The organism is Martelella sp. HB161492 (assembly GCF_013184775.1).
Classification (GTDB): Bacteria; Pseudomonadota; Alphaproteobacteria; order Rhizobiales; family Rhizobiaceae; genus Martelella.
Genome location: NZ_JAATVV010000005.1, coordinates 45,736 through 60,235 on the forward strand (window position 1 = coordinate 45,736; position 14,500 = coordinate 60,235).

Consider the following 14,500-nt stretch of genomic DNA (forward strand, 5'->3'; position numbering starts at 1 on the left):
GGCCCAAGCCCTGATGAAAAAGGCCGTGGCGCCGGCGCGTCACGGCCCTTATTCTTTGCTGAAGCGCTGAGGTCAGGAGAAGACCTGCGTCTCGCCGCGGATAGTCCAGTCCGCCGGATTGAGACGGCGACCCTCGGCTTCGATCGTTCCGTCATTGCCGAAACACACCTCACCATAGTCCGGATCATGGATCACGAGTGCACCTCCGCTCGGCTCTTCGGCATGCAGCGACGCGAACCGCACGCCAAAGCCGGCAAGCGTCGTCTCAGCCCTACCTGCAACGCCGAGCCGGATCAGCCAGGCCGTTTTGCGGCCATGCTGGCGGATTTCCATGCCAGCAGTCGGGCCGGTTTGAACCGTTTCGAGCGGGCCGGAGCCGATGACCAGAGCCATGGCATTGCCGCAGCGGGCCAGGGCTGAATTCTCCCGGCGGATCGCCTCGTCGAACACCTGTTCAGGAAACCAGATATGGCTGAACTCCGGCTGGCCCTCATTGGTCTCGAAAAGAACGACGGCCAGATCGCGATATTGGTGGACGCGCGGCAGTGAACCGCAACCGCCCCAATAGGAGGGCCGGCCGAAACCGCAATGAATGACCTCGCCGGGATGGTTGATCCAGATCTGGGCATCGGGATTGTCACCGAGCCGCAGCTGTAGCACGGTTTCCTGGTAACCCCATTCACGCCAACGATAGCGGGCGAGCGAGCCCATCGCCGTATCGGCCGTCTTGTAGTGATAGAGATGGGCAAAGCTGTTCTCGCCCTGGGAGAAGGTCCATTCCCGTGCCGCATCGCCCGACAGGCAGGCGATAGCGCGGTTCTCCGCGGGAACGGCAAGGCCATGGTCGCGCAAGCAAAGAAGCAGTTGTGGCAGGGTCTGGAAAGTTCGGCCGTAATAGCCACGGGACCACAGAACGCGGGCGATCGCCGACAGTTCGCTGGTGCGCGCGGCCATCAGCGTATGTTCATAAGAGCGCCCCTGCGCGGCTGTCAGCGTGCCATGATGGGCAGAAGCCGCAACAATGGCGATCAGCCGCAGGATGGCATTGCCGGCCCGCCTCTTTATGTCATCGTCATGGGCGAGTGCGTAGAGCGTGGTCAGACCTTTGAGATCAATGGGGAAATAGGGCACTGAATTGAATTCCGCCATCTCCCATCTCTCGAAGTGATCAAACCAGGCCCGCAAACGTTCCGCACCGCGCAGTGATTGCTCTGCGCCCTTGATCCCTGCGCGGACGAACATCTTGTCTGCGTGGAAATGTCCGGCAAGATAGGCCGCAGTGTGAAACAGAAGCGCATGGTTCTCCGAATAATACCACTGCACGTCATTGCCGGGCTCATCCATCCAGTAGCGGAAGTTCAGCGTTGCCGCGTCAATGCGCGCACGGATGGCATCGGACAGAAGGTCGCCATAGAGAATGCGGCCGAACAGCAGCGGCACCAGATGGAAGTCCGCGCAGTCATGGCAGTTCTCGATTTTCGGCAGCGAGACGGCAATCATCTCTTCGGTTCGGTCGCCAGAAAGCCCAAGGCCAAGCCTAGCTAGCGCCGATATCGCGTCGGCATAGCCCTTGTCGGCGACATGATGAAGCGCTTCGTCGATTCTCTGATCGAGATTTTCAGGCGGCGCTCCCTGTTCCGCACAGCGGGCGATCTCGACCGTGAAGGGCCGCGACATCGTCAACCCGCCGGCGCTCAGGCGGACATCGAAATGGCGGAAATCGCTGTGGAAGGACGACACGTCGCCAACCTCCAGTCTGGACGATCCCGATGGCAGGCTGCTGGTGAAAATATCGTGCTCTTCGGCGAGGAAGTCACCGGCGACCGCAATTTCGACCGCGAGATCCTGGCTGACCGTGACCGGGCATCTGAAGGCCACCATTCCCGATGAATAGGCCGGATGTTCGAAATGCATGGCTTCGAGCAGCGCTTCCATCTCATCGGCAAGACGGTCGGCGCACGGCACGGCGAGCGAGACATGGGCGGCAGGTCCGTCGAGATAGTCGAGCTCAAAGAAGTAGCGGGCATCGCGTTCAGCCAGATCGTCGAAGAAGACGGTGATCGTGTTGAGGCCTACTGCGAGCGAAACCTCAAATTCCTTCGCGGTCTCGAAGTTGCGCTGATAGATGCTCATATGGCCCGCTTCAACGCCATTGACGAAGAGAACGGCGCCGCCACAGCAACTGAGTTTCAGTCGTGCGACCCCGGCCGTTTCGGCCTCGATACGGGTTTCAGCCCAGGCTGAAACTGCTGTGGCGCGAAACCAGAAGCCGGACAGGTCGACCCGTGGCGAGCCGAACGGCGTCCAGATCCGCGACGGGCCTTTCTTGTCGACGAGAACGGGGCGCCGGCCGTGCCGTTCCTGCAAAAAGGCCGTGCGGCACGGATATTCGTGGGGGATGAAGTTCTTTTCCTTGGTCAGGAAGAACTGTGCATCCATATGGCCGGACATGGTTGTATCGGCGACATTGTATTCTTCCGGGGCGATAGCGGAAACATGCCAGTAGCAAACCGGCGCGCCCTTTGGCAGCGACCGGCGCAATGCACCATTCATTTCAGTTTCGTGTTTCATCACAGCAGATCTTTCACGGCGACGGGCGAGACATCGTTATAAGCCTTGTTCTCACCTGTCATGCCCCAGACGAAGCAATAGGGCCCTGTTCCAGCCCCCATATGGATGGACCAGGCGGGTGACAGAATGCCCTGACGGTCGGCAACGACAATGCTGCGCACCTGTTGCGGTTCACCCATGAAATGCATCACGCGGTCCTCGGCGGCCATGTTGAAATAAACATAGGCCTCCATGCGGCGTTCATGCACATGCGGCGGTTCCGTGTTCCAGATGCTGCCGGGAGCCGTTTCGGTGATCCCCATCAGCAGCAGGCAGCTCGGCGACACTTCGGGATGAATGTACATTCTCAACGTGCGCTTGTTGGCATGGGCTTCATCGCCCATGGTAACCGGTTTGGACTCTGCCCTGCGGATCAGCGCGGTTGGCACGGCATAGCCGGCGGGCACCGAATTCATGTAGAAAGCGGCCGGATTGTCAGGGTCGAGACCGGCGAGTTTGACCGACTTGGTATCCCGTCCGACATAGAGAATGTCGCGATGTTCCATTGTGAACACCTGACCGTCCACCGTTGCGGTTCCCGGACCGCCGAGATTGGCGATCCCCATCTCGCGGGCATCGAAAAATCCGGGTGTTCCGACCGCAGATCCATCGGCAATCTCGGCCTCGCCATGGATGGCCAGGAATCCGCCGATAATCATGCGATCGACATGGGTGTAAACCATCTGCAGCCTGTCTGCGACGAACAGCCTCTCGAGCAGGAACTCTTCACGCAGACGTTCATTGGAATAGCCGCGCACATCCTTGGGCGACACGGAATAACGGGTATCTTCAAACATGATCATGCCTCTTCGCTGGCGATGTTGAGCGCTTCGACCAGAAGCAACAGGGCCATGGACTGGCCATAGCCGGTCGGCTGGATCGGAATGTCCCTGTAGAACTGCAGGTCGTGGCCCATGCGCGTGCCATAGGAAACATTGCCGACGACACCGTCATCGCCGATATTCTTCACAGTCACGGCAAGGGCCTTCAGCCCGGCATCGCGCCAGCTTGCAGGACCGATCCCGAGCCTTGCGCCCTTGAGCAGGGCGTAGCCAATCGCAGCGGTGGCCGAGATTTCCTCATAGGAGGTTTCATCGTCGACCAGCGTGTGCCACGCGCCGCTTTCGGCCTGATAGCCGATCAGCGTTTCGAGCTGCGCGCGCACCACCTCGGTCAGGTAGCGACGGGTCGCCTCATCCAGTTCGGCTAGTTCCAGGAGGTCGAGAACGCCGGCTGAGATCCATGAATTGCCGCGGGCCCAGCGCGCACGGGCAAAATTGTGGTGGCCGTCGAAGGTGAAGCCGTGAAACCACAGGCCCGTTTCGTGTTCCGCAAGATAAAAGGTGTGTATGAGAAACTGAAACGCCGCCTCGCTCACCAGGTCTTTGCGCCCTGCGGCCTGGCCATAGCTGGCCAGAAACAGGGCGACCATGAAGAGCGTATCGTCCCAGAGTTCGTCGTCATTGATTTTATCTGAGACATTGTGCTGGAAACCGCCGCAGCGCGTGCGTGGCATCTCTGAGAGAAGCTGATCAGCCCAGCGCTTCAGCGGTTCTTCCCAGCGCGGATCGCGGGTTTCCTGCCACAGAAGCGACAGGGGCAGCATCGGTGCGGTGGTGTTGACATTCTGCGGCGGAAGGCCTTTTTCGATCTGGCCGGCATACCAGTCCTCCAGCAGCATGCGGATCGAGCTGTCGCCGGTCCGGCGCCACATCTGGGCAAGGCCGTAGAGGCCGACGCCCTGCGGCCATTCCCAGGAATTGAAGCTGACATAGTCTCCCGCCGAACCGTCAAGATTTGGCTCGTTGAATTTCCCCTCATCGCGCAGCGACTTCAAACCATCAACCACGAGGTCGATCTTCTGTTTCAGGTGTTTTGCCGAGAGCACCGCATTTCCTCCATTTTCATTTCTTGGTGGCAATAATATGCAGTATGAAAATCTATTGCGAAATATGAAATAAAATTTCATTCAGATTCGGTTGACGTTTCGCAAGAGCGGACCGCGGCAGAAGGATCGCGGACGATCTGCCTTGAATGGGCGGCGACAGAGGATAGCCTGCAGCCTGACACCGCCGTCGCCCGAGGGCCTCCGGAAAAGCTAAAAGGCGCCCTTCCGCGCGCGCTGCGCAAAAGGACGCCTTTCAGTAATGTCAGAAATTCCGAGGATTATTGGGCGTTCTGAATGGCATCAACCAATTGGCCGATTGCCGGGTTGGCTTTGTATTCCTCGATCAGCGGCGCGACCTTTTCCTGAAATGGGGCCTTGTCGGGGCGGACGATCTCGACACCCATGTCGGCAATCTGCTTCATGGCTTCGTCTACCGCTTCGTTCCAGGCCTTCTTCTGGGCTTCCGTCGCGTGAACAGCGGCTTCCTTGATGATGGCCTGCTGCTCATCAGTCAGCTTTGCCAGAGCTGTGTTGGAAATGACCAGAAAATCAGGAATACGCAGGTGTTCATCGAGCGAATAGCATTTAACGACTTCGCCGTGGCGGCCAAGCGTCAGTGCCGTCGGGTTGTTCTCGGCTCCGTCGATCACGCCCTGCTGCAGGGCGGTGTAGATTTCGCCATAGGGAAGCGGTGTCGGAATGCCGCCCATCAGCTCGACCATCCGGATCGATGTGTGGGAGTTGATGACGCGCAGCTTCTGTCCCTTCAGATCATCCGGCGTTTCAACGCACTTGGACTTGGTGTAGAAGGAGCGGGCTCCGCTGTCGAAATAGGTCAGCCCCTTGAAACCGCTCTCGATCGAGGCATCATAGACCGGATCGATGATCGGTCCGTCCATCACCTTGTAGAAGTGTTCCTGATCCGAAAACAGATAGGGCAGGGTGAAAGCTTGGTAGATCGGATTGAAGTTCTCGAGATTGGCGGCGCTGACGCGGGTGATGTCGACCGCACCGTTCTGAACCTGTTCGAGAACCTCACGTTCCGAACCCAGAACGGCATTCATGTAAAGGCGGATCTTGACGTCGCCGTTGGTCTTCTCCTCAACCTCGTCGGCGAATTGCTGAAGGATGATGCTGGTCGGGTGGTCTGCCGCAAGGGCATCAGCCAGTTTCAGCCGTACTGCGGCGTTGGCCGCAGTTGATGACAGTGCAATACCTGCCGCCAGCGCGACAAGTGCGTAGGTCGTATTCTTCATTATCTCACTCCCAGATGAAAGGTCCCGTTCCTCCCGTCATGACGCTCGGCGGCATGAATTGGAAAGGAGCACTTTTCTGGAATAGAGTATGCAAAATGAAATTTTATTTCTCAAGTTGAAAGAAAATTTCATTTCAAATCGTCTCCGAACATCAGGCGCCGGTTCCCCGACAGGACGGCCCTGGCTGGCCGTCGACATCAAGGGGCACCGGGCTAAGACACCCGGCGCCCCTTGAAAGCATCGGCCCGAAGCGAAGGGTTAATGTTCAGCGCTCAGAAAATCGAAGCGCAGTGCCTGGGCTGTGCGCGGCTGGAAGCCGGCCCAGTAGGTATGGTCTGCAGCAGGCTTTCCGTCGACCATGTCATAGACGCCATCATTGGAGACGGGCACAAGATCCAGATAGGTCTGCATCGCCGCGTCGCCCTTCAGATACTTGCCGAGCCAGGCCGTGCCAAAATGGGTGGCAATATTGTTCATGCGCACATTGTCCCAGACGAAGTCGGTGTAATGCATGGCGAGATTGAATTTCAGATCGGGGTCGTAGACCCATGCTTCTTCCGGCGCGGGCATGGGGGCGCCGACATTGTGATTGGCGCCTTCAAACACCAGAAAGCCGCGATCAACGCCTTTTGCACCCTGAAATGTCGGCAGAACGCCATCCTTGTAGCCGACGGTATCATCATTCGATCCGCCGATGAAAAGGGTTGGGACGCGAATGCCTTTCAAGGTCTCATCATCAAAGAAGCCGCTGGAATAGCCGGCCGGCGCAAAAACGATTGCTGTCTTGATGCGGGGATCGAAGCGGCCGCGATAGGCAGGCGAACTTGCCCGATAGCGCTCCAGCGTACCTGCCGGCGCGTGCCAGAACCCTTCTCGCGCGTCGACCGCCTGATCCGTCAGGCCGATACCGACTGAAACGAGAGTACCATAGGCGCCCATGGAGTAGCCGATGATCGCCGTATCCCCGGCATCGACAAGACCATTCAGGAAACTGTCCGGATCCTGCGACAGGCGGGCGATTTCGTCGAGCACAAACATCTGGTCTTCCGAACGGTTGACCAAGGCCGATGGGAAAGATCGCAGCGTGCTGTAGGTGGTGTCCGTGTGGTCGATCGAGACCACGACATAGCCCTTGGATGCCAGATTTTCTGCGATCGGCGACATCAGGAACCGGTTGCCGGGGTAGCCATGTGAGACAATGACCAGTGGAAAGCCCGTTTCCGATTTTGCCGGTGCGGCGTCTAGCATGGCCTTGCCGTGCAGATCGACCAAGGTTTTGCCATCGCGCATATAGGCCTTAAGCGTCGTCGAACCGGTAGCCTCGCTATCGGCCGGATACCAGATCTCGACCGGCAGCGGGCGATCATAACGGGGCATCTGATCCGGAGTGGTCATGTCCGCAGTCACATTGGCGATGTCGATCTGGTCCTTATGAACGAGCGTCAGTTCACGCACGCCCACCATCTGGTCACCATAAGCGGCCAGCGCGGGCGCATCAGGCCGGATGACATCAATTCTGTTTTCGGCCAAGGCCGGCACTCCCATGGCGGCCAGCAGGACCACGCCACAAACCAATCTGCTTATCGCATGCATTTCAATCTCCTCAAAAATCACTCCTTTGCTGTCCGTCTCGCTATTTCCGGCCGGCGGGCAGCAGTATCCCAAATAAGGGTAATCGATTACCCTTATTGCAAGGTTGAACTTTTCTGTCTTTTTAGGCAAGTCGTTATCACGGCCGGACCTGCGATATTTTCGCCTGCGCCGACAACAGCCCCCAGGGAACGCGCCATGTCATCCTCGGACAAACCGGAAACCGGAGCGAAGGCCAGATCGGCCCCGGCCTCACTGCGCCAGGTCGCCAGGCATGCAGGCGTCTCGGTCGCCACAGTGTCACGGGTGATCAATGGCATTCCGAACAAGGCATCGCCGGAAACCGTCAAGCGGGTGAAGGCGGCGGTCGAGGCGTTGCGCTACCGCCCTGCCGGTGCGGCCCAGGCTTTGCGGCGGCGTGAAAGTCGGATCGTCGCCGTGCTTGCCGCATCCTTGATCAATCCGGTCATGGCTGCCATCACCGCGTCGATGGGCAGGGCCATGCGAGAGCGCGGTCTGGTGATGGCCCTAAGTGACACGCATGAAAATGCAGCGGTTCAGGATGAGTTTCTCGCCGAAATGCGCGCCCAGTCGGTGCGCGGATTCGTGCTGCTTGGCGCTGTCGACAGCCCGGAGCTCGACCGCCTCCGGCAGGAAGATGTTCCGAAAGTCTTCGTCAACCGACCGGATCCGGGGGCCGGAACGTCCTGCTATGCCGGCATGGACAATCGAGAGGCCGGCCGCGATGTGGCTCGGGCAGTTCTTGCACGCGGCTATCGTCGCGCCGTGCTGCTGCATGGCTCGCTCGACCGCACGGCCGCGACACTCAGGCTTCAGGGTATTCGTGAGGTGTTTGCCGCGCAGGGACTGCCGGACGACGCGCTGATGTTGGCCACGGCGCCGGGCACGAATCTGCTCGAAGTCGGGCGGAGCGGCATGCTGCAGGCGCTTGCGGCCGGCGACACCCCGCCTCTGGTGCTCGGGTTGAGCGATACACTTGCCTATGGTGCCTTTCGCGCCCTGCACGAAGCGGGGCTTGATCCGCCCAGTCGCTTCGTCTTCTTCGGCTTTGACGATCTCATCTTCAACGCATGGGTTGCCCCTTGGCTCAATTCGGCCGTGGTCCCAGCGGAGCTTTTCGGAGCGGCGGTCATGCGCCAGCTAGACCCACAGACGGCGACGCCCGCATTGTTTCTGCCGCACCAGCTCTCGATCCGGCATCTGCCTGCTGCCTGAGAGGCAGAGAGGGCGTCTCGCCCCGATCACGGCCCGGCTAGCGACGCCGTCACAGATATGTTCTTCCACGAACCTGGAAGCGAAATCAGCAAGTCTGCTGTACAGCAGGCGATGCCGGACAAACTGCTATACAGGGTAACTGTCTCCACGTCCGGTCAATCGATAAAATAGCTACTGTTCCGGCGCGCAATGATGGGCAGATCCCGCAAGACGTTCCGCAGATGCGCCCGCATCTCCATTTCAGCCCGATCCGGATTGTGATCGGCAATTGCCTCAACAACTGCACGGTGCTGTTCCTTGAGGCTACTCGAAGGTATTTCGTTGAGCGCCAGGAAACGTACGCGATCCAGCTGCGCCTTCTGCACCTCAATCACATTCCATGCAAAGGGGAGGTCCGCGCCCTGCGCCAGCGTTTTGTGAAACAGGTCATCGAGCTCCATGAAGGTTGAGGGATTGCGGGCCTCCTCGCATTCCTGCCGGTCCAGCTGGGCAAAGAGATCATCAATATGTCTGGTGGTCATCAGACGCGCCGCGCCGCGGGCAATATCGGCCTCAATCGCCTCGCGGATAGCTTGAATCTGAATCACCTTAGAAATGGAAATCTGTGGCACGGAACTTCCGCTTTTTGGGCGGATATCGAGCATTCCCTGATCGGCAAGCCGAATGAAGGTTTCCCGGACAGGCTGTCGGGACACTTTGAGAGCATCTGCGACACCAGCCTCCGAGACGCGCCGCCCCGGCTCCAAATAGTTGCGTATGATAGCATTTCGCAACTTCCGATGAATCTGCGGCACAATCGGCTGGCTAAAATCCACCGGTCCGAGAAAATCGAGATCGGTTTCCGTCATGTTGATGGTCCTTGCCTTTTATCTCCGGCCCCCTCGCCGGAAAAAGAACCATACCAAAGCGAAGATATTTTACCATACCAAATTGGCAATTTTCTCTCCATCTTGCTGCGAATTTTACGCAAATCATAAAGTTTCCAAGGCATATGCCACATTGCACAAGGCATTTTGAGATGCTGCATCCATGGCGGCGGCGATCAATCTCATCGGCGATGAAAAGTGAACCGACCTCAAACGCACAATGTCTGGATCACGTTCACCTCAAGTAAAAGGCGAAACCAAAGCGAGGCGATAAAATCCGTTATCTATATGTTATATATATCTTATTTTTCACACCACGACCAGACCCTGGAAACTAGGTCTGTGAGAATTGCCGCAGCATCCCTAAAGCTGTGAAATCGCGCCGGTTGAGCGAAGGGACGGCGCCACATCTGGACCTTTTCTTGACCAATGTTAGTAAATGCGAACTAAAACTTTTCGCAGTAGCGTTGACAGTCCATAATGGTATGGTAGTTATTGAAAGACAGGCAATAACTGTCGACTAGTTATGACGATCGGGAGGATTAACATGAAGTGCTTAACCAGACGCCTTGGTCTGCTGCTGGCGATGACTGCCGCTACCCTTTCCATTACCACCGCAGCGCGGGCGGAGGAGATTACCGTTCAAGCGCTGGACGAGTATCTCAAACCGGTTATCGAGAAATTTGAGGCCGCACATCCGGGAGACAAGATCAATCTCCAGGTCGTAAGCTATCAATCTGTTGCCGAAAGCCTGCCGGTACAGCTCGCATCTGGCGGCGGACCAGACATTTCCGTCGTCACAGATATGGGTGGCCTCTCGAAATACTATCTGGATCTCCGCCCCTATGTGGACGCCGATTACTTCGAAAAGCAGTTTGGTATGGTACTGAACTGGATGCGCGGTGAAGGCTCTGACCCGAAGGGCATTTACGGACTGCCGGATTCCATCACGGTCACCGGTGGCTTCGTCAACAAGACGCTTTTCGAACAGGCCGGAATAGCGCTGCCAGGCCCGCAGGCCAGCTGGACGGAATGGGGCAAGGCAGCACAGGAGGTTGCCAAAGCCACCAACACCGATTTCCCTTTCGAGATGGACCGCTCGGGCCATCGCTTTGCTGCCATGGCGATTTCCTATGGCGCGAAGCTGGTCGATGAACAGGGCATGCCCGTTATCGACGACGGTTTGCGCAATGCCATCGCTCAGTTTGTCGCATGGCATCGCGATGGCGTGATGCCAATGGATCTGTGGGGCGCCGTTGGTGGCGCAACGATGCGCGATAATTTCACTGATTTCGTCAATGGAACAACTGTTCTTTATTATGGCGGATCCTGGCAGCTGCGCCGTCTCGATTCAGAAGTCGGCGATTTCTTCGACTGGAAAGTGATCGATGCCCCCTGCGGCGTTGCCGCATGTTCATCCATGCCTGGCGGCGGTGCACTGGCGGGCTTCAAGTCGACAAAGCACCCCGAACTCGTTGGCGAATTCCTGAACTTCGCATCGCAGGATGAAAATCTCCGCGAAATGATTTCGGCCGCCGTCAACATTCCTACGGCACAATCGATGATCCAGTCGGGCATCAAATATCCCGGTGTTTCGGACAAGGTGCAGGAAGGGCTATCAACCTTCATCGCCCAGATCCCCAAGATGACGGAAACCGCCTACCGGTTCCAGGGCTGGCCATTTGAGCGCGCCATGATGAATTCGCTCACCACGCGCATCAGCCAGGTCATCAACAACGAAATGGATATCGATACGGCGCTTCAGCGCATTGATCAGGACGTTCGCCTGGCGATCGAAGCCGCCAAACAATAACAGCCTCCCGGAAAGTCTTGTGGCGGCTTTGCCCGTCACAAGACGAATGCCAAATTGCAAAAGGTGCTCTCGTGGCAAGTGGTACGATTTCAACCATACTGGGTTCGGCTGCGGCATTACCCGCCCGCGCCGTGGAGCCCGTCTGGAAATGGTTGCAGAAACGGGTGGGCGTCAAACGCCTGCCATGGGTCTTCCTGACGCCCAACATGCTGAGCGTTCTTTGCTTCAGCCTGCTACCCGTTTTCATCAACATCTATTATTCGCTCACTGGCAGTGACAATCTCTACCTGCAGGACAGACCTTACGTCGGCAGCGAGAACTACGCGACACTGCTGGCCTGCCAGAACTATCTCGATCCGGCGACATGTTCGCGCGACCTGTTCTGGCGTGCGCTCGGCAATCTCCTTATGTTCGTGCCATTGCAGGTGATCTTCATGATGGCTGTGGCGCTGCTGACGGCCATCGCGTTGAACGGCAAGATCAGGGCGCGTGGCTTTTTCCGCGGCGTGTTCTTCTTTCCCGTCATGCTCTCCCCGGTCGTCGTCGCCCTGACATGGCAGTGGATCCTGCAGAGAAACGGCATATTGAACGGTATTCTCGGCTTTTTCGGCTTTGAGCGATACACCTGGCTTGCCGATTCCCACTGGGCCTTTTTCTGGGCCATCTTCGTCACCGTCTGGGCCCATTCCGGCTTCTTCATGATCATTCTTCTCGCCGGCCTGCAGTCCATACCGCGCGATGTCTATGAGGCGGCAAAAATGGACCGCGCCTCGCCGTGGCGGGTGTTCTACAGGATCACGGTCCCGCTTCTGAAGCCGGTTCTTCTGGTTGTCTTCATTCTCGCGGTCATCCGTTCGGTTCAGACCTTTGACGAGATCTACGTGCTGACTGGCGGCGGCCCCGGTTCTGCGACCATGCTGTTGGTTCAATACATCTATGAAACCGGCTTTGCCACGCAGCCGCGCAATTACGGACTTGCGGCAGCAGCCTCGCTGATGCTCGGCGCCGCGCTGCTCGTGTTCACGCTGGTCCAGATGAAGCTTTCGGGAGGGAAAAAATGACGATGCATGCTTCAACCACGCAACGTGGCGGGATCGGTGCATTCCTGACCCGCCGGCAGGGCGGTATCAAGGCCACCTGGGCCGATTACGTCACCTATGGCTATCTGCTACTCGGCGTCGTCATCATGCTCCTGCCCGTGGTCTGGGTTTTCATCTCCTCGTTCAAGGCGCCGGCCAATCTGTCGGAATATCCGCCGACCCTGGTGCCACAGACCGTTCAGACCGTCATGGTCGACGGCTTTGACGACCCACTTCCGCTCTTCAACGTCACCGGTGAAGACGGAACGGTCAAACGGATGGCGCAGCTGCGCCGGATCGGCATCCGCGCCCAGATGATCGATCCAGACAATCCCGCCGCCGGACGCGTTACTGTCGATGTCAATGATACGAGCCCGGTCCGAAAATTCCATCTCGCCTTTGAAAACTACCGCGAATTGCTGGAAACATCGGGCGGTAACATCTGGCTCAATATCTACAACTCGGCCTTCATCACCATCATCGCGACGTTGATTACGCTGGTGATGAATTCCATGGCCGCCTTCGCTCTGTCGAAATACCGGTTCACTGGCTCGACCATAGCCCTGGTCGCGATCATCGCCACACTGATGGTTCCGCCGACGGTCATCCTGGTTCCCACCTATCTGATCGTCTCGGAACTGGGGCTGGTCAACAATCTCTGGGGCGTCATCCTGCCAACCGTCGCCACACCGACAGGCGTGTTCCTGCTCAGGCAATATATGCTGACCATACCTGATGAATTGCTGGAAGCAGCCCGCATGGACCATGCCTCGGAATGGCAGATCTACTGGCGCATCGTCCTGCCACTCGCAACGCCGGCGCTCGCTGTCGTCGCAGTCTTCTCGGTCATGAGCCGCTGGAACGACTTCCTGCTGCCCCTGATCGTGCTCAACCGTCCCGAAGTTCATACCCTCCAGCTGGCGCTGGCCGGTTTCCAGACAGAAAACGGTATTGTCTGGCACCTGCTGCTGGCGATGACGACCTTGACGGCGCTCCCGCTCGCGCTCGTCTTCCTGTTCCTGCAGCGATACATCACCGCCGGAATTGCCTCGTCAGGTGTCAAATAAGAGTATTGTCCCATGGCTAATCTCAAACTCGTCAATCTCAACAAGACATTCGGCAACCTCGCGGTCATTCCGAACGTCAATCTCGAAATCGAGGACGGAGAATTCGTGGTCTTCGTCGGCCCGTCCGGCTGCGGCAAGTCGACCCTGCTGCGCATGATCGCCGGACTTGAAACGGCAACCACGGGCGATATTCTGATCGATGAACACAGCGTGGTTCGGACGCCGGCCGCAGACCGGGGTGTATCGATGGTTTTCCAGTCCTATGCACTCTATCCGCATATGACGGTGCGCCAGAATTTAAGCTTCGGCCTTGAGAATATCGGCATGCCCAAAGCGGAGATCGAGCAGCGCATCCAATCCGCTGCAGTGATGCTGCAGATCAACGAACTCTTGCAGCGCAAGCCGACCCAGCTCTCGGGCGGTCAGCGCCAGCGCGTTGCCATCGGCCGCTCGATCGTGCGCGAGCCGAAAATCTTTCTCTTCGACGAACCCTTGTCCAATCTCGATGCGGAACTGCGCGTGGTCATGCGCTTTGAGATCAACGCCCTGCACGAACGTCTGGGTAACACCATGATCTACGTAACCCACGACCAGATCGAGGCCATGACCATGGCCGACAAAATTGTCGTGCTGCGCAAGGGGGTTATCGAGCAGGTGGGGGCGCCACTTGAGCTCTACAACCGTCCCGACAACAAGTTCGTTGCCGGCTTTATCGGCTCGCCGCGAATGAATTTCATCGACGGCAGTATTGCAGCCGATGGCGAGGGCGGGTTCGCCTTCACATCCGACACGCTGGAAACGATCCGGCTTGACCCGCGTGACCTGCCGGTCGGAAACAATGAGGCGGTCAGCCTCGGCATTCGCCCGGAAGATCTCGAGGTTCTCGAAACCGGTGGTGATGGCTGGCGTTTCACGGTGTCTGTCGCCGAACAGCATGGCCGCGACACCTATCTTCACGGCAACCTTGCCGATGGCACCGAAATTCTCGTGCACAAGCCCGGTCAGTTCAAGACCCGTCGTGGCGACGTGCTTGTCGTCCGCCCGAAGGCGGCCGCCTGGCACCTCTTTGGTGCCGATGAACAGGTCATCAGGTGA

General features: G+C 58.0%; 11 protein-coding genes. 5 read left to right on the top strand and 6 right to left on the bottom strand.

All coding sequences use genetic code 11. The annotated features are described in order from the left end of the window. Window positions 1-72: 72 nt before the first annotated feature. The 5 genes from HCK86_RS09610 to HCK86_RS09630 all read right to left on the bottom strand — a co-directional run bounded on the left by HCK86_RS09610 (window position 73) and on the right by HCK86_RS09630 (window position 7,284). A complete protein-coding gene (locus HCK86_RS09610) occupies window positions 73-2,571 on the bottom strand; it encodes a hypothetical protein (RefSeq protein WP_246739537.1) in 2,499 nt (832 codons plus the stop codon). After that, a complete protein-coding gene (kduI, locus tag HCK86_RS09615) occupies window positions 2,571-3,407 on the bottom strand; it encodes a 5-dehydro-4-deoxy-D-glucuronate isomerase (protein ID WP_176084254.1) in 837 nt (278 codons plus the stop codon). The genes HCK86_RS09610 and kduI overlap by 1 nt, the downstream gene beginning before the upstream one ends. Before the next feature lie 2 nt (window positions 3,408-3,409). Beyond that, complete coding sequence (locus tag HCK86_RS09620) at window positions 3,410-4,498, bottom strand: glycoside hydrolase family 88 protein (RefSeq protein WP_348641058.1); 1,089 nt, start codon at window positions 4,496-4,498, stop codon at window positions 3,410-3,412. 278 nt (window positions 4,499-4,776) lie between these two features. Next, window positions 4,777-5,754, bottom strand: coding sequence for a TRAP transporter substrate-binding protein (locus HCK86_RS09625; protein WP_176084256.1), 978 nt, complete (start codon window positions 5,752-5,754; stop codon window positions 4,777-4,779). A 258-nt stretch (window positions 5,755-6,012) separates the two neighbouring features. Further along, window positions 6,013-7,284, bottom strand: a complete 1,272-nt coding sequence (locus tag HCK86_RS09630; protein WP_210259867.1) for a dienelactone hydrolase — start codon at window positions 7,282-7,284, stop codon at window positions 6,013-6,015. 258 nt (window positions 7,285-7,542) lie between these two features. Between HCK86_RS09630 and HCK86_RS09635 the strand changes: the two genes are divergently transcribed. Continuing rightward, window positions 7,543-8,580, top strand: coding sequence for a LacI family DNA-binding transcriptional regulator (locus HCK86_RS09635; RefSeq protein ID WP_176084258.1), 1,038 nt, complete (start codon window positions 7,543-7,545; stop codon window positions 8,578-8,580). 155 nt (window positions 8,581-8,735) lie between these two features. Here HCK86_RS09635 and HCK86_RS09640 read toward each other — a convergent pair whose 3' ends face one another. Continuing rightward, entirely contained in the window at window positions 8,736-9,428 is a 693-nt protein-coding gene (locus tag HCK86_RS09640) for a GntR family transcriptional regulator (protein WP_176084259.1), read from the bottom strand. Between the two features lie 565 nt (window positions 9,429-9,993). On the opposite strand from HCK86_RS09640, the gene HCK86_RS09645 reads away from it, so the two are divergent. The 4 genes from HCK86_RS09645 to ugpC all read left to right on the top strand — a co-directional run bounded on the left by HCK86_RS09645 (window position 9,994) and on the right by ugpC (window position 14,500). Next, window positions 9,994-11,259 carry an ABC transporter substrate-binding protein gene (locus tag HCK86_RS09645; protein ID WP_176084260.1) on the top strand — a complete coding sequence of 422 codons (1,266 nt, stop codon included), beginning with the start codon at window positions 9,994-9,996 and terminating at the stop codon, window positions 11,257-11,259. 71 nt (window positions 11,260-11,330) lie between these two features. Further along, window positions 11,331-12,320, top strand: coding sequence for a sugar ABC transporter permease (locus HCK86_RS09650; protein ID WP_348641059.1), 990 nt, complete (start codon window positions 11,331-11,333; stop codon window positions 12,318-12,320). A 2-nt stretch (window positions 12,321-12,322) separates the two neighbouring features. Then, on the top strand, window positions 12,323-13,405 hold the full coding sequence (locus tag HCK86_RS09655; protein WP_176084530.1) for a carbohydrate ABC transporter permease: 1,083 nt from the start codon (window positions 12,323-12,325) through the stop codon (window positions 13,403-13,405). A 12-nt stretch (window positions 13,406-13,417) separates the two neighbouring features. Next, window positions 13,418-14,500: a sn-glycerol-3-phosphate ABC transporter ATP-binding protein UgpC gene (gene ugpC / locus HCK86_RS09660; protein WP_176084261.1), complete on the top strand. Its 1,083-nt coding sequence runs from the start codon at window positions 13,418-13,420 to the stop codon at window positions 14,498-14,500.

What these genes read in the sequence shown, in the direction of transcription:
- HCK86_RS09655 (WP_176084530.1), top strand. Translation starts at nt 12,323, where the DNA reads ATGCATGCTTCAACCACGCAACGTGGCGGGATCGGTGCATTCCTGACC.
- ugpC (WP_176084261.1), top strand. Translation starts at nt 13,418, where the DNA reads ATGGCTAATCTCAAACTCGTCAATCTCAACAAGACATTCGGCAACCTC.
- HCK86_RS09635 (WP_176084258.1), top strand. Translation starts at nt 7,543, where the DNA reads ATGTCATCCTCGGACAAACCGGAAACCGGAGCGAAGGCCAGATCGGCC.
- HCK86_RS09610 (WP_246739537.1), bottom strand. Translation starts at nt 2,571, where the DNA reads ATGAAACACGAAACTGAAATGAATGGTGCATTGCGCCGGTCGCTGCCA.
- HCK86_RS09645 (WP_176084260.1), top strand. Translation starts at nt 9,994, where the DNA reads ATGAAGTGCTTAACCAGACGCCTTGGTCTGCTGCTGGCGATGACTGCC.
- kduI (WP_176084254.1), bottom strand. Translation starts at nt 3,407, where the DNA reads ATGTTTGAAGATACCCGTTATTCCGTGTCGCCCAAGGATGTGCGCGGC.
- HCK86_RS09625 (WP_176084256.1), bottom strand. Translation starts at nt 5,754, where the DNA reads ATGAAGAATACGACCTACGCACTTGTCGCGCTGGCGGCAGGTATTGCA.
- HCK86_RS09640 (WP_176084259.1), bottom strand. Translation starts at nt 9,428, where the DNA reads ATGACGGAAACCGATCTCGATTTTCTCGGACCGGTGGATTTTAGCCAG.